15 protein-coding genes are annotated in these 17323 nt (G+C 65.9%); 4 read left to right on the top strand and 11 right to left on the bottom strand.

Annotated elements, in window-relative coordinates:
- Positions 1 to 156: 156 nt before the first annotated feature.
- Together AQZ59_RS06540 and AQZ59_RS06535 are read right to left on the bottom strand one after the other, a co-directional pair.
- Positions 157 to 1539 (bottom strand): class II fumarate hydratase, encoded by a 1383-nt coding sequence (locus AQZ59_RS06540; protein WP_062613873.1) that lies wholly within the window; start codon positions 1537 to 1539, stop codon positions 157 to 159.
- Between the two features lie 91 nt (positions 1540 to 1630).
- A complete protein-coding gene (locus AQZ59_RS06535) occupies positions 1631 to 2746 on the bottom strand; it encodes a GuaB3 family IMP dehydrogenase-related protein (RefSeq protein ID WP_062613872.1) in 1116 nt (371 codons plus the stop codon).
- A 116-nt stretch (positions 2747 to 2862) separates the two neighbouring features.
- On the opposite strand from AQZ59_RS06535, the gene AQZ59_RS06530 reads away from it, so the two are divergent.
- Entirely contained in the window at positions 2863 to 3546 is a 684-nt protein-coding gene (locus tag AQZ59_RS06530; RefSeq protein ID WP_062613871.1) for an exonuclease domain-containing protein, read from the top strand.
- A 110-nt stretch (positions 3547 to 3656) separates the two neighbouring features.
- On the opposite strand, the gene guaB is transcribed toward AQZ59_RS06530, so the two are convergent.
- Complete coding sequence (gene guaB, locus AQZ59_RS06525) at positions 3657 to 5159, bottom strand: IMP dehydrogenase (protein ID WP_062613870.1); 1503 nt, start codon at positions 5157 to 5159, stop codon at positions 3657 to 3659.
- A 189-nt stretch (positions 5160 to 5348) separates the two neighbouring features.
- On the opposite strand from guaB, the gene AQZ59_RS06520 reads away from it, so the two are divergent.
- From AQZ59_RS06520 to AQZ59_RS06515, 3 genes are all read left to right on the top strand, one after another.
- On the top strand, positions 5349 to 5645 hold the full coding sequence (locus AQZ59_RS06520; protein WP_062613954.1) for a WhiB family transcriptional regulator: 297 nt from the start codon (positions 5349 to 5351) through the stop codon (positions 5643 to 5645).
- A gap of 360 nt (positions 5646 to 6005) precedes the next feature.
- Entirely contained in the window at positions 6006 to 6281 is a 276-nt protein-coding gene (locus tag AQZ59_RS09755; protein WP_236698685.1) for an ATP-binding protein, read from the top strand.
- Entirely contained in the window at positions 6265 to 7116 is an 852-nt protein-coding gene (locus AQZ59_RS06515; protein ID WP_236698684.1) for an ATP-binding protein, read from the top strand. The genes AQZ59_RS09755 and AQZ59_RS06515 overlap by 17 nt, the downstream gene beginning before the upstream one ends.
- A 27-nt stretch (positions 7117 to 7143) precedes the next feature.
- On the opposite strand, the gene AQZ59_RS06510 is transcribed toward AQZ59_RS06515, so the two are convergent.
- From AQZ59_RS06510 to AQZ59_RS06475, 8 genes are all read right to left on the bottom strand, one after another.
- Entirely contained in the window at positions 7144 to 10878 is a 3735-nt protein-coding gene (locus tag AQZ59_RS06510; protein WP_236698683.1) for a phosphoribosylformylglycinamidine synthase, read from the bottom strand.
- 9 nt (positions 10879 to 10887) lie between these two features.
- Positions 10888 to 12162 (bottom strand): phosphoribosylamine--glycine ligase, encoded by a 1275-nt coding sequence (gene purD, locus AQZ59_RS06505; RefSeq protein ID WP_062613868.1) that lies wholly within the window; start codon positions 12160 to 12162, stop codon positions 10888 to 10890.
- Positions 12159 to 12728: a phosphoribosylglycinamide formyltransferase gene (purN, locus tag AQZ59_RS06500; RefSeq protein WP_062613867.1), complete on the bottom strand. Its 570-nt coding sequence runs from the start codon at positions 12726 to 12728 to the stop codon at positions 12159 to 12161. The genes purD and purN overlap by 4 nt, the downstream gene beginning before the upstream one ends.
- Positions 12725 to 13756: a phosphoribosylformylglycinamidine cyclo-ligase gene (gene purM / locus AQZ59_RS06495; RefSeq protein WP_062613866.1), complete on the bottom strand. Its 1032-nt coding sequence runs from the start codon at positions 13754 to 13756 to the stop codon at positions 12725 to 12727. Before purM ends, purN begins: the two co-directional genes overlap by 4 nt.
- Positions 13753 to 15252, bottom strand: coding sequence for an amidophosphoribosyltransferase (gene purF, locus AQZ59_RS06490; RefSeq protein WP_070448038.1), 1500 nt, complete (start codon positions 15250 to 15252; stop codon positions 13753 to 13755). Before purF ends, purM begins: the two co-directional genes overlap by 4 nt.
- Before the next feature lie 25 nt (positions 15253 to 15277).
- The gene (gene purC, locus AQZ59_RS06485) at positions 15278 to 15988 is read right to left on the bottom strand and encodes a phosphoribosylaminoimidazolesuccinocarboxamide synthase (protein WP_062613865.1); all 711 of its coding nucleotides are present in this window, start codon (positions 15986 to 15988) and stop codon (positions 15278 to 15280) included.
- 86 nt (positions 15989 to 16074) lie between these two features.
- Entirely contained in the window at positions 16075 to 16566 is a 492-nt protein-coding gene (gene purE, locus AQZ59_RS06480; RefSeq protein ID WP_062613864.1) for a 5-(carboxyamino)imidazole ribonucleotide mutase, read from the bottom strand.
- A gap of 196 nt (positions 16567 to 16762) precedes the next feature.
- A complete protein-coding gene (locus AQZ59_RS06475) occupies positions 16763 to 17122 on the bottom strand; it encodes a hypothetical protein (protein WP_062613863.1) in 360 nt (119 codons plus the stop codon).
- Positions 17123 to 17323 lie beyond the last annotated feature (201 nt).

The raw sequence follows: 17323 nt of genomic DNA, 5'->3' as shown, positions 1-17323 counted from the left end.
TCTATTCACTCAGTGACTAGTATGTCTAAAAGAGTACCCCCTCTATTCACCCAGCGAATAGAGGGGGCTCAGACCCAGGGATGACCCGGGAGGCGGGCAGCCGGCGTCGTCGGGCTAGCTTCCCGGCGACGCGCGGGCGGCCCGGCAGCTGGAATACTAGCGCTCGCCCACCATGGTCGAGACGTCGAGGGCCGCGTTCAGCGTCTCCTCATCGATCTCGCCACGCTCGACGAAGCCGAGGTCGATCGCGGCCTGCTTGACCGTGATGTTTTCCTTGACCGAGTGCTTGGCAATCTTCGCCGCATTCTCGTACCCAATGTGACGGTTGAGCGGGGTGACGATCGACGGCGAAGACTCGGCCAGCTCCAAGCATCGCGCCTCGTTGGCCACGAGCCCGTCCACCGTGCGCTTGGCCAGCACCTCGGCCACATTACCCAGGATGTTGATCGACTCAAGCAGGTTCTGGGCCATAACCGGCAGCATAACGAGCAGGTCGAAATTTCCCTGGGCGCCGGCGAACGCGATGGCGGCGTCGTTACCAATGACCTGTGCGGCAACCTGGACCGTGGCCTCCGGGACCACAGGATTGACCTTGCCCGGCATGATCGACGAGCCCGGCTGGAGGTCGGGCAGGTGGATCTCGCCGATGCCGGCGCGCGGGCCGGAGCCCATCCAGCGCAGGTCGTTGGCGATCTTGACCAGCGAAATGGCGACCGTGCGCAGAGCGCCCGAGGTCTCTACCAGGGAATCCTGCGCGGCCTGCGCCTCGAAGTGATTGGCGGCCTCCACGAAGGGCAGGTCCATGTGCTCAGCGATCAGCTCGATGACGCGGGCGGAGAAGCCGGCCGGCGTGTTGATGCCCGTGCCCACGGCCGTGCCGCCGAGCGGTAGCTCCGCCAGGCGCTCCTCCGTGGCCTCAACGCGCGCAATGCCGTAGCGCACCTGCTGGGCGTAGCCGGAAAACTCCTGGCCGAGCGTGATCGGGGTGGCATCCATGAGGTGGGTGCGCCCGGACTTGACCACACCCTTCCACTCCTCCGCCTTCGCCTCGAGCGACTCGGCGAGGATGGCGAGCTTGGGTAGCAGGTCGTGGCGGAGCGCCGCCAGCGCCGCGATGTGGATCGAGGACGGGAAGACGTCGTTGGAGGACTGCGAAGCGTTGACGTGGTCGTTCGGGTGGACGTCCAGCTCGTCGCTCGAGGCGAGGGTGGAGAGCACCTCGTTGGTGTTCATGTTGGAGCTGGTGCCCGAGCCGGTCTGGAAGACATCGATCGGGAACTGGTCATCGTGCTCGCCGGCGATCACGGCGTCGGTAGCCTTGACGATGGCGTTCTTGCGCGCGTCGTCCAGCACGCCGAGCTCGTTGTTGGCGATCGCGGCGGCGCGCTTGATCTGGGCCAGGGCGTGGATGTGCGGGGGCGTGAGGGTCTTGCCCGAGATCGGAAAGTTCTCAACGGCCCTTTGAGTCTGGGCACGGTAGAGGGCGTCAGCGGGAACCTTCACTTCGCCCATCGTGTCGTGCTCAATGCGGTACTTCATGGTCACTCCTTCGCAACTCAAGTGGACGCGGCCATCTTCCCACGATTTCCGGGGGTCAGCCACGGCCTTGCGCTCCTAGCTTAGGGTAACCTTAGGAAATCTGCCCCACGGAGATCTGCACGCGCTGGAACTCCTTCAGGTCAAGGTAGCCGGTCATCGCCATCGCGTGGCGCAGCGCCCCGGTGAAGTTAGTCAGGCCATCCGCCGACGACGACGGCCCGCCAATAATCTTCTCCAGCGGCGCGCGCGTGCCCACATGGACCCGCTCCCCGCGCGGGAGCGAGCGGTGATAGACCTCCGCACCCCAGTGGTATCCGCGGCCGGGGGCCTCGGTGGCGCGAGCGAGGGCGGTGCCAAGCATGACACCGTCGGCGCCGCACGCGATCGCCTTGACTAGGTCGCCCGACGTGGAGATCTGCCCGTCGGCGATGACGTGGACGTAGCGCCCGCCGGTTTCGTCCATGTATTCACGACGCGCGGCTGCCACGTCCGCGACCGTGGTGGCCATCGGAACCGCCACTCCCACGGTGCGGCGGTTGGCGGTGGTGGCCCCGCCGCCGAAGCCGGCGAGGACGCCGGCGGCACCGGTGCGCATGAGATGAAGGGCCGCGGTGTAGGACGCCGCGCCGCCCACAATCACGGGCACGTCAAGTTCGTAGATGAAACGCTTGAGATTGAGCGGCTCACGGTTGGAGGAGACGTGCTCGGCGGAGACGGTGGTGCCGCGGATGACGAACAAGTCCACGCCCGCGCCGGCCACCGTACGCCAGTATTCCTGGGTGCGCTGCGGGGACAGGGCGCCGGCCACAATCTGGCCGGCGTTGCGGATCTCGGCCAGGCGCTCCACGATCAGCTCGTCCTTGATTGGCTCGCGGTAAACCTCCTGCAGGAGGTCCGTGGCCGTTTCCTCCGGTTCGTTTGCGATCCGCTCGAGGATCGGCTCCGGGTCCTCATACCGAGTCCAGATACCCTCGAGGTCCAGCACGCCGACTCCGCCCAGCTCGCCGATGCGGATCGCCGTAGCCGGCGAGGTCACCGAATCCATCGGGGCTGCCATGATGGGGATCTCGAGCAGAGCCGCGTCCAGCTGCCAGGTGATCGAGACGTCGGCGGCGTCGCGGGTGCGGCGCGAGGGGACGATCGAGATGTCGTCAAAAGAATAGCCAACACGTGCGCGCTTGCCGCGCCCAATTTCCGTTTCACTCACCCCTCTAGATTAGCCCATCGCGCCACCACTGCCGGGTGGGGCGCGGCGGGGAGCAGGACGCTTTCGAAAAGTGTCGGAGACGCCATTTAGACTGGGGGAAAACACAAGGAGCTGATATGTGGACCACCCTCCCCCGCGCGGGTTTTGATACGGAAACCACGGGCATTGACGTGTTCAATGACCGCTTGGTCACCGCCGCGATCGTCATCCAAGAAGGCGGGCGCGAAGAACGCTACACGTGGCTCGCCGATCCGGGCGTGCCGATCCCCGAGGCGGCCGCCGCCGTCCACGGCATCACCACCGAACGCGCGCGGGCCGAGGGGCGCCCGGCTGTAGAGGTGCTGGCCGAGGTCGCGGACATGCTGGCCCGGCACATGGCCGGCGGCAACCCTGTGGTGGCCTACAACGCCTCGTATGACATCACGCTGCTCGAATCCGAGCTCGCCCGCCACGGCCTGCCCACGCTCGCCGATCGACTGGGCGGCGAGGTCTACCCGGTGATCGACCCGTACTTCCTCGATCGGCACGTGGACCGCTACCGCAAGGGCAAGCGCCGCCTGGAAAACCTCGCGGCGCACTACGGGGTGGCGCCCGAAACGTTCCACGACGCCGAAGGGGACGTCCTCATGACCCTGCGGGTGCTCGATCGGATTCTGGAGAAGTACCCGGCCATGGCCGAGGCCCCGATCGACGTGGTGATCAACGACCAGCGCAAGGCCTACAACGAATTCATGGACTTCATCACGCGCAACAAACCGAACGCGAGCTCGGAGCCGCGCGGCTGGCCGATCGCCAGGTAAGCCCCCGCCGGCCGTGCCGCCCGAAGCTGGCCGGCACCCGGGAATGCGCGAGGGCGGCGGCCGACCGGCCGCCGCCCTGGGCACCTCGGGGTGAGCCCCGAGTGTCGCGTCTAGTTGTGCGAGCTGTAGTTCGGCGCCTCGGCCGTCATCTGGATGTCGTGCGGGTGCGATTCACGCAGGCCAGCTGCGGTGATCCGCACAAAGCGGCCCTTATCCTTCAGCTCCTGAATCGTGCGCGCGCCCGTGTAGAACATGGTCTGATGCAGGCCGCCCACCAGCTGGTAGATGACCGAGCCGAGCGGACCACGGAACGGCACCTGGCCCTCGATGCCCTCGGGCACGATCTTGTCATCCGAGGACACGTCGGCCTGGAAGTAGCGGTCCTTCGAGTAGGACACGCGCCCGCGCGAACTCATCGCGCCGAGCGAGCCCATACCACGGTAGGACTTGTACTGCTTGCCGTTGACGAACACAAGCTCGCCCGGAGATTCCTCGCAACCCGCCAACAACGAGCCAAGCATCACTGTGGAGGCGCCGGCCGCGAGCGCCTTGCCGATGTCACCCGAGTACTGCAGGCCGCCGTCGGCGATGAGCGGCACGTTCGCCGGGCCGCACGCCAGGGAGGCCAGGTGAATCGCGGTCACCTGCGGCACGCCAATGCCGGCGACCACGCGGGTGGTGCAGATCGAGCCCGGGCCCACGCCCACCTTGACCGCGTCCACTCCGGCGTCGATAAGCGCCTGGGCACCCTCCGTGGTGGCCACGTTGCCGCCGATCACGTCCACGCCGTCGAAGCGCGAGTCGGCCTTGATCCTACGGATCATGTCGAGCGCCAGCTTGGCCTCACCATTCGCGGTATCCACCACCAGCACGTCCACGCCCGCCTCGGCCAGCGCCTCGGCGCGCTCCCAGGCATCTCCCCAGTAGCCAACGGCTGCGCCCACGCGCAACCGGCCGTGCTCGTCCTTCGTTGCGTGCGGGTACTTCTCCGACTTGGTGAAGTCCTTGACCGTGATGAGGCCGGTGAGACGGCCGTCGTCGTCGATCAGGGGAAGCTTCTCAATCTTGTTCTCGCGCAGAAGGCGGGCAGCCTCCTCACGCACGATCCCCTCACGGCCGGTGACCAGCGGCATCGGCGTCATCGCCTCGGACACCCGCATCGTAGCCCACTGTTCCTGCGGGATGAACCGCAGGTCGCGGTTGGTGATGATACCGAGCAGCGTGTTGCCCTCGTCCACCACCGGCAGGCCCGAAATCTTGTACTGGCCGCACAGCGCGTCCAGCTCGTCAATCGTGGCGTCCGGGCCGATCGTCACCGGGTCAGAAATCATGCCCGACTCCGAGCGCTTGACCACGCGCACCTGCTGCGCCTGGTCAGGGATCGAGAGGTTGCGGTGCAGGATACCAATACCGCCCTGGCGCGCCATCGCGATCGCCATGCCCGCCTCCGTCACAGTATCCATCGCCGCGCTCAGCAGCGGGACGCGCACGGAAATGTTGCGAGTCAATCGTGACGTGGTGTCAACCTCGGACGGCACCACATCCGTGGCATTCGGCAGGAGGAGGACATCATCGTAGGTTAAACCAACAAGTGCGAAAGGATCATTAGTCACCTTTCCATCATATGCGGCTGGCCAGCACAACTACACCCGATCTCATGCCGCGTTCACCACGATCCGATGTCCAGACATTTTCTCAGCGCTGAACTTGGACTATTCCAAAAAATGGGCGTGTAGGGTACTGTCGTTAGTGGATTCTCACGACGCCGAGATATGGCGCTGAGCGACTCGAAGGAAGTGAACGTGGTAGCTCGCATCAAGGATGTGCAGGGCGCACTGGTCGACTATTGGGACTGGCAGGCACTGGGATCGTGCAACACGATGGATCCGGAGTTCTTCTTCCATCCCGAAGGTGAGCGCGGCGGTCCGCGCCGGCGCCGCATCGAACGAGCGAAGCGAATCTGCCAAACCTGTCCCGTTCTCGACGAGTGCCGCGAGTACGCCCTCTCCCACAACGAGCCCTACGGGGTGTGGGGTGGCCTGTCGGAAGAAGAGCGCAACCGCCTGTCGCGTCAGCGCCGCCGCAGCCGCGCTTCCTAGCCAGGCACGGCAACCGGTTTCAATTCACTGGACGTTTTCGGGGCGATCTCCCCATATGGGGAGATCGCCCCGAAAACGTCCAAGATATTTTAATCCGGCGCCGGCGGCGAGGGTGATTCACCCGAGGCGACATAGCCACACAGCCTCGAACCGACCGATTTTATCCATTTATCGCTATTTTATGTATTTATGGGCGCTTTAGCTTAGTTAGATAAAATGCCCATAAATGCATAAACCTGATAAAATTAGTACGTACACTACGTCGATGACCCGTACACCCCCAATGCAGGTGCGAAACCCACCGTTCTCGCTGGCCGTGAGGATGAACTGAATAGATTTGAGATTCTCTTGGCTAGGAGCATGAAAGGCCGCCCCGCCCGCTCGATGATCATCACCGGGTTGCGCGGAGTTGGCAAGACTGTTCTGCTTAACGAGTTTCGTGAGCGCGCCGAGTATTCGGGGTGGGTCACTGTCGAGTTCGAAGCATCAAAACACGATGAGAATCGGTTCCGGCAGCAGATTGCCATGAGGCTTCGTACCACACTGTTGCGTATTTCGCCCTCGAAAAAGATGGGACGCTCGCCTCGAAAGAGCGGCACGGGTCCTCGGCTCATTTTCTATGAGCTTCGATCCTGATGGAGCTGTCAGCGCAGGCCTCAATATCACTGATTTTGACGGTCTAGCTGATTCACAAGTACTCGAATATGACTTGACCGAGCTTCTCGTGAGCGTCGGAGAAGCAGCCCAAGCACATAAGTGCGGAGTGGTCCTACTGATCGATGAAATCCAGTTCCTGGATCGCAACCAGTTGGAATCCCTCATCATGGCCATTCACAAGACCGTTCAGCGCGCTCTGCCTATCACTTTGGTGGGAGCTGGCCTACCACAGATCGCCGAGTTGGCTGGAGATGCGAAATCGTATTCGGAGCGCCTGTTTACTTTTCCAAAGATTGACTCGCTTGACGAAGACGATGCACGCAAAGCGTTCGCTGATCCAGCACGCCAAGAAGGTGTGATTTGGGAAGAAGACGCACTGCAATGCGCGATCGACGTCACTGAGGGGTACCCCTATTTTATTCAGGAGCTTGGATCTGCTGTGTGGGGGGTGGCACCGGAATCCCCGATTCGACGCCACGATGTCGAGAGGTCGATCCCGATTTTCGAGTCAGGTTTGGATGTGTCGTTCTTCCGCGTTCGCCTTGACCGCGCCACCCCACTTCAAGCTGCTTATCTCCGCGCTATGGCAGAGCTCGGACCCGGTCCTCAAAAGGCTAGTGCTGTAGCTAAGGTGATGCATCGCGATTCACAAAGCCTCGGGCCCACGCGGTCAGAGTTGATCAACATGGGCTTGCTTTACACTCCTACACACGGCTACGCGTCACTCACGGTCCCCCAGTTTGACCGCTTCATGCAACGCGAGATACCCGACGTCGTCGTACCCCAGAAGCGCCACCGCAAGGGGCAAAAGTAGGTTTGTGCGCCGGTGTCGGTGGCCTCCCTACCCCAGGTAGGCCACCGCCGACTCGAAGAGCCTCATGTCGTAGCGGCCCGGCACGTTGCGGTAGAGGTTCGCACCGATGCGCTCGGCGTGGCCCATCTTGCCAAATACACGCCCGTCGGGCGAGGTGATGCCCTCGATCGCGGCCACTGAGCCGTTGGGGTTGGCGGCGATGTCCATGGTGGGCTCCCCCGCCAGGTCAACGTAGCGGGTGGCGATCTGCCCACCCGCGATCATCGCCTGCAGGTCCTGGTCCGACACGTGGAAACGGCCCTCGCCGTGGGAGATCGGCACCGAGTAGACCTCCCCCGGCTTGACCCCGGCCAGCCACGGGCTGGAAGTGTTCTCCACCCGCACCCGCACGATGCTCGACTGGTGGCGGCCGATCCGGTTGAAGGTGAGCGTGGGTGCCTCGGGGCGCGGCTCCACAATCTTGCCGTACGGCACCAGCCCGAGCTTGACCAGGGCCTGAAAGCCGTTGCAGATGCCAAGGATGAGACCGCCGCGATCCAGCAGTTGGCCCACGCCCTCCACCAGAGCCTCGTTGCGCAGGAACGAGGTGATGAACTTGGCTGAGCCGTCGGGCTCGTCGCCGCCGGAGAATCCGCCGGGGATGACGAGCATCTGGGAATCGGCGAGCGCGGCGGCGAATCCTTCCACCGAGCGCGCGATGTCCTCCTCGCTACGGTTCTTCACCACGAACACGTTTGCCTTGCCGCCCGCGGCTTGAACGGCCCGCGCGGTGTCGTATTCGCAGTTCGTGCCAGGGAACACGGGGATGAGGGCGCTCACGCCGGCCCTTGCCGCCCCCTTCGTAGTGACGACGCGCGGCTGGCTCCCCACGTTCGCCGGCACCTCGCCGGGCTGGTCGGCGTGGCGGGGGTAGACGACGTCGAGCACGGACTCGTTGAGCTCGAAGATCTCGGCGCTGGCCACGCGCTCCTCGCCGAAGGAGAAGCCCTCCGGCGCCACGGTTCCGAGCACCTCGCCGACGACGCCGTCCGCGCCACCCCCTGCGGTACCGCCGACCCCCTCAGCCCCCACACCGTCGGCCCACTCGAGCACGAAGGCCCCGTAGGTGTAGTCGAAGAGCGAGTCGAGGTCGGCGCCCTCGAAGTCAAAACCAAGCCCCTCACCGGCGGCCATCTTCACCACGGCCTCGGCGAGGCCGCCGCGGCCGGGCGTGTATGCACTGACCACCGCACCGCTGCGTAGCAGCTCGGTGACCTGGGTAAAAACCTCGAGCAGCGACTCAGGCTCGGGCAGGCCCGCGAGCGCCCCGCCCTCAGCCATCCGCGGGCGGAGCACCGTCACCCGGTTGCCGGCGGCCTTAAATTGGTTGGGGACCATGTGCCCGGCGTCGTCCACCGCGAGCGCGAAGGACACGAGCGTGGGCGGCACGGTCAGGTCCTGGAAGGAGCCGGACATCGAGTCCTTGCCGCCGATCGCGCCGGTGCCGAGACCGATCTGGGCCTCGAGCGCGCCGAGCAGGGCGGCCACGGGCTTGCCCCAGCGGGCCGGGTCCTCGCCCAGGCCCTCGAAGTATTCCTGGAAGGAGAGGTAGACGTCGTCGGCGCTGGCCCCCGTGGCCACGAGCTTGGCCACGGACTCGATCACCGCGAGGTAGGCGCCGTGGAAGGGGCTGGCCTCGCTGAGGTAGGGGTTGTAGCCCCAGGCCATGACGGTCGCGGCGTCGGTGGCGGCGAAGGCGGGCAGGCGGTGGGCCATCGCCTGGATCGGGGTGGCCTGGCGGGTGCCGCCGTAGGGCATGAGCACGGTGCCGGCGCCCACGGTGGAGTCGAAGCGGTCGGAGAGCCCCTTCTTGGAGGCCACGTTGAGGTCGCCCGCCACCTCGGCCAGGCGCTCGGCGAACGATCCGGCACGCCCCAGGGCGGTGGCGCGCCAGTCTCCCGCGGGCGCGACATCGGCACGAGCGCGCTGCTCGGCGCCGTTCGTGTCGAGGAAGGACCGGGCGATGTCCACGATCGGCGCCCCGCGCCAGAACATGCGCAGGCGGGCCGAATCGGTGACAGTTGCGATGATCGTGCCCTGCAGATTTTCGGAGGCGGCGAGCTCGATGAACTCCTCGGCGTCGGTGGCCTCGACCACCACGGCCATGCGCTCCTGGCTTTCGGAGATCGCGATCTCGGTGCCGTCCAGGCCCTCGTACTTCTTGGGCACGGCGTCGAGGTTGATGTCGAGCCCGTCGGTGAGCTCACCCACAGCCACGGCGACGCCGCCCGCGCCGAAGTCGTTGCATCGCTTGATGAGGCGGGAGGCGTCCGGGTTGCGGAAGAGGCGCTGGAGCTTGCGTTCCTCGGGCGCGTTGCCCTTCTGGACCTCGGCGCCGGCCGTAGTGAGGGACTCGGTGGTGTGTGTCTTGGACGAGCCGGTGGCCCCGCCGATGCCGTCGCGCCCGGTGGCGCCGCCAACTAGCACGACGACGTCGCCCGCCGTCGGCTCCTCGCGCCGCACCTGGTCAGCCGGCACGGCCGCGACCACGGCGCCGAGTTCCATGTGCTTGGCCACGTAGCCGGGGTGGTAGATCTCATCTACGATGCCGGTGGCCAGCCCGATCTGGTTGCCGTAGGAGGAGTAGCCCGCGGCCGCGCGCTGGGCGATCGCGCGCTGGGGCAGCTTGCCCTCGAGGGTGTCGGACAGGGGCGTGCGCGGGTCGCCGGAGCCGGTCAGGCGCATGGCGCCGTGCACGTAGCCGCGCCCGGACAGCGGATCGCGGATGGCACCGCCGATGCAGGTGGCTGCCCCGCCGAAGGGCTCGATCTCGGTGGGGTGGTTGTGCGTTTCGTTCTTGAACAGGATGAGCCACGGCTCGGCCCTGCCGTCCACCTCCACGTCGCGGCGGATCGTGCAGGCGTTGATCTCCTCCGACTCGTCGAGATGGACGAGCTTGCCGCGCGAGCGCAGCACCTTCGCACCGATCGTGCCCATGTCCATGAGGGTGACGGGCTTGGTGCGCCCGAGCTCGGCGCGCGCGTCCACGTAGGTCTGGAAGGCCTGCTCGACCTGCGGGGCGGCGAAGGTTACCTCGTCCAAGATCGTGTTGAACGTGGTGTGCCGGCAGTGGTCCGACCAGTACGTGTCCACCACCTTGACCTCGGTCATCGTGGGCTGGCGGCCCTCGGCGGCGAAGTAGTCGCGCAGCATCGCCAGGTCCGCCCCGCTCATAGCGAGCCCCAACTCGGCGCGTAGAGCAGCAAGATCGGCATCCGTCGCGCCGACCAGCTCCACGCTCACGACGTCGGCCGGCTCCGTCACGTCCGCCTCCAGGCTCTCGGGCTGGGCCAGGTCGCCCTCCCGCGCCTCCACCGGGTTGATGACGTAGCCCTTGATCGCCGCGAGCGCCGCCTCGTCCGCCTCGATCGCATAGACCTTCGCGGCCCGCACGGCCGGGCGTTGCCCGGACAGCTGGATCTGGATGCACTGGGCGGCCGAGTCGGCGCGCTGATCAAACTGGCCCGGCAGCGGCTCGACGGCAAAGACGTGACCGGCCAGGTCGGCGTCGTCAAGCGAGGAGAACGTGACGTCCACGGGCGGCTCGGACAGGATCGTGGGGACGACGGCGGCAAACTCGGTGTCGGTGAGCCCATCCACGTCGTAGCGGTTGAGCACGCGCACTTGGCCGACGTTCAGGCCGAGGACGTCGCGCAGTTCGGACGCGAGGGCCGCCGCCTCGAGGCGTTCGGTGGGCTTCTTTTCGACGTAGATGCGGTGCATGATTTTCCTTTACGGGTGGCGGAACTGGTGGGCGATGTCGGTACGGTAGTGGGCTCCGGCGAAGGAGATGCGCGCGGTGCGCTCGTAGGCGAGATCGAGGGCGCCAGCGAGGGTATCGGCTTGGCCGACGACGCCGAGCACGCGGCCCCCGTTCGTCACCAGCTGGCCCTCGTTCTCGGCCACGCCGGCCATGACCACGTGCTCCTCGAGGTCGGCGGGCAGGTCGATCGGGTCGCCCCGGCGCGGCGAGGCCGGGTATCCCTCAGCGGACATGACCACGCAGGCGGCGGCGCCGGGTGCGAAGTCGACGTCGACTTCGCCCAGCGTCCCATTCGTCGTGGCCTCAAAGATGGTGAGCAGGTCGGACTCGAGGAGTGGGAGGACCACCTGGGTCTCGGGGTCGCCGAAGCGGCAGTTGTACTCGATGACCTTCGGGCCGTCCTCGGTAAGGATCAGGCCGAAGTAGAGGCAGCCGGTGAAGGGCGTGCCCTCCTCGGCCAGGCCGTCCACGGTGGGGCGGAAGATCTCGCGCTCGCACCGCTGCGCGACCTCAGGCGTGTAGAGCGGGCTCGGGGCAATGACGCCCATGCCGCCGGTGTTCGGGCCCTGGTCGCCGTCGAGCAGGCGCTTGTGATCCATGGCGGACACCATCGGGCGGATCGCCTTACCGTCCGTGAAGGCCAGCACGGTCACTTCCGGGCCGGTCAGGAATTCCTCGATCACCAGGCGCTTGCCGGACTCGCCGAAGCGGCCCGCCATCGCCTCGCGCACGGCCGACTCGGCATCCTCACGCGTGAGTGCCACGGTCACGCCCTTGCCGAGCGCCAGGCCGTCAGCCTTGACCACCACGGGCAGCGGGCAGGTGGCGATGTGGGCGAGGGCCGCCGCCTCGTCGTCGTAGACGGCGTAACCGGCGGTGGGGATGGCGTGGCGGGCCATGAAGGCCTTCGCGAACGACTTCGAGCCCTCGATCTGGGCGGCGGCCGCGTTCGGGCCGAAGGCGGGGATCCCGGCGGCGGCGAAGGCGTCCACCGCGCCGGCCACGAGCGGGTCGTCCGGGGCGACGACGGCGAAGTCTACCGCGTTCGATGCGGCGTAGGTGACCAGCTCATCGATGTCGAGCGCGCCGATCGGCACGCGGGTGACGGCGGCTCCCCGGCCGTCCTCGCGGGCGATGCCGGCATTGCCCGGCGCCACCACGATCTCGCTCACGCGCGGGCTTTGCGCCAGCTTGCGCACGAGCGCGTGCTCGCGCCCGCCCGACCCAATGACCATGACCTTCATCGGCCAGCCCCTTCCAGCTTCTGCGTTAGTTCCGCGAGCGCGGCCGGCAACAGACGCCACTCGGCCTGCTCCATCACACGCGCCTGCAACGACTGCGGGGTGTCCCCCGGCTCGACCTTCACCTCGGCCTGGCACAGGATCGGCCCGCCGTCCACCTCGTCGGTGACCAGGTGTACAGTGGCGCCCGTGACCTCCTCGCCCGCGGCCAACACGGCCTCGTGGACGCGCAGGCCGTACATGCCCGGGCCGCCATAGGCCGGCAGGAGCGAGGGGTGGATGTTGATCATGCGGCCCGCGTAGGCGCTCGTGACCTCGGCCGGCACGATCGCCAGGTACCCGGCCAGCACCACGACGTCGATCACGGCCTCCTCGAGCACCCGGGCCAAGTCGCTGGTCGCCACGCGCACGGCGCAGATCCCGGCCCGCTCGGCGCGCTCAAGCGCGAAGCAGTCCCGGTCCGCGCCCACGAGCGCCAGCTGCGCGTGCTGGAGGCGGCCATCGGCCGCGGCGTCAATGAGCGCCTGGAGGTTGGTTCCCCCGCCCGAGCAGAGCACAGCTACCCTCACAGCTCGATGCCCTCCGACGCGGTGACCTCGCCGATCACGGTGCCCGGCTCGCCCGCGGCGGCCAGGGCGGAAAGTGCCCCATCGACGTCGTCGGGGCTGACCACCACGGCCATGCCCAGGCCCATGTTGAACGTGTTGTACATGTCGCGCTCGGGGATGTCACCCTCGCGCGCGATGAGGTCGAAGATCGGCGGGCGGGCGATCGCGGCTGTGTCGATCCGCATGCCAAGCCCGGCGGGCAGGGCGCGCGGCAGATTCTCGTACAGGCCGCCGCCGGTGATGTGGCTGACCGCCTTGACGTCCACCGCCTCGGCCAGCGCCAGGATGGGCCTCACGTAGATCTTCGTCGGCTCGATGAGCGCCTCGCCGAGCGTGCGGCCCAACTCCGGGTAGTGCGTGCCGAGGGCCTCCGGGTCCATGTCGAACACGCGGCGCACCAGCGAAAAGCCATTCGAATGCACGCCGGAGGACGCAAGCCCGATCACGACGTCGCCCGGCAGGGCCTCGTTCTTCATCATCTTCGCCTCGTCCACCATGCCCACCGCGAAGCCGGCGAGGTCGTACTCATCCTCGGGGTAGAAGCCCGGCATCTCGGCCGTCTCCCCGCCGATCAGCGCCGCGCCCGCCTGCACGCAGCCCTCGGCGATGCCGGCCACGATCTGCTCGATGCGCTCGGGAACATTCTTGCCACACGCGATGTAGTCGAGGAAAAACAGCGGGCGGGCGCCAGAGCACACGATGTCGTTGACGCACATTGCCACGCAGTCGACACCCACCGTGTCGTGGCGGTCGAGCGCAAAGGCAAGCTTGAGCTTCGTGCCCACGCCGTCCGTGCCCGATACGAGGATCGGGCGCTCCATGCCCGCCACCTCCGGGGCGAACAGGCCCCCAAACCCGCCCAAACCTGAGACCACGCCCGGGGTGCGGGTGCGCTCCACGTGCCGGGCCATGAGCTCCACAGCCCGATAACCGGCCGTGATATCGACCCCGGCCTCCGCGTAGGAATCGGAATGGGAATCGCTCGTCATGGGCGAGCCTCCTTCATCTGCCACATCGTGGGGGTGTCGTCGGTCTTGACCACGCCCGTCCTAATCGTCCGCTTGTAGCGGCTCACCTCCGGGTCGCTCACCGGGGTGGGGTAATTGCCGTCGAAGCACGCCGTGCAAAAGCCACCGATCTTCGCCGGCTCGGCCATCCGCCGCGCGTCCTCGATCGAGAGGTAGCCAAGCGAATCGGCGTCGATATCCTGCCGGATCTCCTCCTCGCTCATATGGCACGCGATGAGCTTCTCGCGCGAATCGATGTCCGTGCCGTAGTAGCACGGGTTGAGGAACGGCGGTGCCGAGACCCGGAAGTGGACCTCCGTGGCGCCTGCCTCGCGCAGCAGGCGGATGATGCGCTTGCAGGTAGTGCCACGCACGATCGAATCATCCACCAACACCACGCGCTTGCCCGCCACCACCGACGGCACCGGGTTGAGCTTGATCCGCACCCCACGCTCACGGCTGGACTGGCCCGGGGAGATGAAGGTACGCCCGATGTACTTATTCTTGATGAATCCCGTGTCGTATGGAATACCGGACTCCTGGGAGAAGCCCATCGCGGCGTCAAGCCCCGAATCGGGCACGCCCACCACGATGTCCGCCTCCGCCGGGTGTGACTGGGCGAGGAAGCGGCCCGCGCGCTGGCGGGCGGTATGCACGCTCATCCCATCCACGTCCGAATCCGGGCGCGCAAAGTAGATGTATTCAAACACGCAGGCCGTGTGCGGGGTCGTGCCGCAGTGCGTGCGAATCGAACGCAGCGAAATCGGGGCCTGCGCCCCCTCCGGCGCGCGCTCGGCGATGACGATCTCCCCCGGCTCCACATCCCGCAGGTAGGTGGCGCCCACCGCGTGCAACGCACACGTCTCCGACGCGAAGACGACTCCACCGTCGTCGAGCGTGCCGATACACAGCGGGCGAAAACCGTGCGGATCGCGAATCGCCAGCAGCTTCTGCGGCGACATCACCACCAACGAATACGCCCCCACCAGGTAGTTCATCGCCGACTCGACAGCGGCCTCGATCGACTTGGTGCGCAGACGCTCGTGGATGATCTCGTACGAGATCACCTCGGTGTCCGTGGTCGTTTGGAAGATCGAGCCGCGCATCTCCAACTCCCGGCGGAGCTCGGAGGCGTTGGCCAGATTGCCGTTGTGGGCGATCGCCAGCGTGCCCTTCATGTGGTTGACCACGAGCGGCTGGGCGTTGATCCGGCTACGCGAGCCCGTCGTGCCGTAGCGCACATGGCCCGTCGCCATCTCGCCCGTCCCCAGGCGCTCCAACACAGGGGCAGTAAAGACGTCACCGACCAGGCCGACGTCGCGGTGCTCGGCGAACACGCCGTCGTCGTTGACCACGATCCCGCAGCTCTCCTGCCCGCGGTGCTGCAAGGCGTAAAGGGCGTAGTACGAATCGTGCGCGACATAACCGGCCTCGGGCCGGAAAACCCCGAAGACCCCGCATTCCTCTTCAAGAGCCATTGGTGGCCTAAACTCCCGCTACTTGTTACTTGTTGCCCAGGGCGCGCGCCATGACCTCGGCGTAGGCCTCTTCGACGCCGCCCAGGTCGCGGCGGAAACGATCCTTGTCCAGCTTCTCGCCCGTATCCAGGTCCCACAGGCGGCACGTGTCCGGGGAGATCTCATCCGCCAGCACGATCGTGCCATCCGCGAGGCGGCCGAACTCGACCTTGAAGTCCACCAGGCGCAGGTTGAGGGTGGCGAAGTACTCGGACAGGACGCGGTTGACCGTGAACGTGTAGTCCTTGATCTGCTCGATCTCCTCAGCGGTGGCAAGCTTGAGAGCGAGGGCGTGGTAGGAGTTGATGAGCGGATCGCCCAGGGCGTCGTCCTTGAGGGAGAACTCGATCGTGGGGGCGTCGAAGACGATGCCCTCCTCCACGCCGTAGCGCTTGGCGAACGAGCCGGCCGACACGTTGCGGATGATGACCTCGAGCGGGACGATGTCCACCTTCTTCACGATCGTGTCACGGTCGCTCAGCTCCTCCACGTAGTGGGTGGGCACGCCGTGCTCCTCGAGGATGCGCATCACCAGGTTCGACATGCGGTTGTTGACCAGACCCTTGCCCGCGATCGTGCCCTTCTTCTGGCCGTCGAACGCCGTGGCGTCATCCTTGTAGGACACCACAACCTGCTCCGGGTTGTCCGTTGCGTAAACCTTCTTTGCCTTGCCTTCGTAAAGCTGGGGACCGTACATGTTCCTGCGATTCTCTTGATAGGTGATGGTTATCGATAAGCGCGCAACGCGCACGTGATAAGGGGCGCCTGCTGGCGCCCCTGCACTTAGTTAAACTCGGCCTCGACTTCGGCGTTCTTCTCGAGGATGGCGGCCCTTGTGGCCTCGCGATCGGCCTCGATGCGTGCGGCGAGCTCCGGGTCGGTCAGGGAAATGATCTGGGCGGCGAGGATGGCCGCGTTCTTCGCACCGTTGATCGCGACCGTGGCCACCGGCATCCCCGGGGGCATCTGGACGGTGGACAGGAGGGCGTCCATGCCATCAAGGTTGGAGGAGGTGAGCGGAATGCCGATCACGGGCAGCGTGGTGTTCGCCGCCACGGCACCCGCGAGGTGGGCCGCCATGCCGGCCGCAGCGATAATCACACCGATCCCGTTCGCGCGGGCATTCCGGGTGAAATCCGCCGCCTGATCGGGCGTGCGGTGTGCCGAGTACACGTGGACCTCGTAGGGGACTTCCAGCGTATCGAGCATGTCTGCCGCCTTGCGGACAATCGGCAGATCGCTCGCGCTTCCCATGACGATTCCAACCTTGAGCACTGTCTCTCCCTTGCTTGGCGAAGCCCCGACTCGCGCCGGCGCTCTACTATTCCAGCTCAGACGGGAGGGCTAAGCAAATTCTGTCTCAAGGGTCGAAATGCCGGTTCGACATCAGGTCTCACACCTTAGGACGGCTGGCCAGCCCGGCGTCGGTGAACCTGGGCCCACGCCCAGGCTCACCGACCGACCTTGGGCACTATCCAATCGACCGGAAATAGCGCGCCGCCTCATCGTGGCGCGCATCCATCTCAGGTGAGGGGCGATCTTCCAAGTAGTCTCCGTAGAGCGTGGCGCAATACTCGCCATCCTGGAGAGACTTAACCAGGATAAATCGACCATTGACTGCCGTGTTGCCATCCGAATCCATAGCCAGTGACGCCGCATCAACCTCGGTAGCAAGCATTCCAGTCTCGGAAGCAAAGACGAGCCTTTCACGGTCGGTGATCTCTATGATGCTCATGCAGCCATCACTGACACCCAAACCGGCCGACTCCAACCTATCGAGATAACCTTGATCCGTCGGCTCAAAGGATGTCGCGTATCCGCCATCGATCATCGCCCGAGAGAGTTTATCAAGACGTTCCTCGCTACTCGCACACGCGCTAAGTAGAAGACAGGCAGAGATAAGTATGAAGCGTCCTGGGTTTAGTTCCTACCTCAGCTAAGGAAGGATTGAACTATGCCTAGAAAGTATTCCGTCGAGTTCAAGGAAAAGGCGGTCCATCAGATCATCGAAATGGTCCGCCTGGAGTCCTGC

Source organism: Trueperella bernardiae (assembly GCF_001469025.1).
In the GTDB taxonomy this organism is placed as follows: domain Bacteria; phylum Actinomycetota; class Actinomycetes; order Actinomycetales; family Actinomycetaceae; genus Trueperella; species Trueperella bernardiae.
The sequence above is the reverse complement of the archived record's forward strand: the minus strand, read 5'-3'. Positions and strand labels throughout refer to the sequence as shown.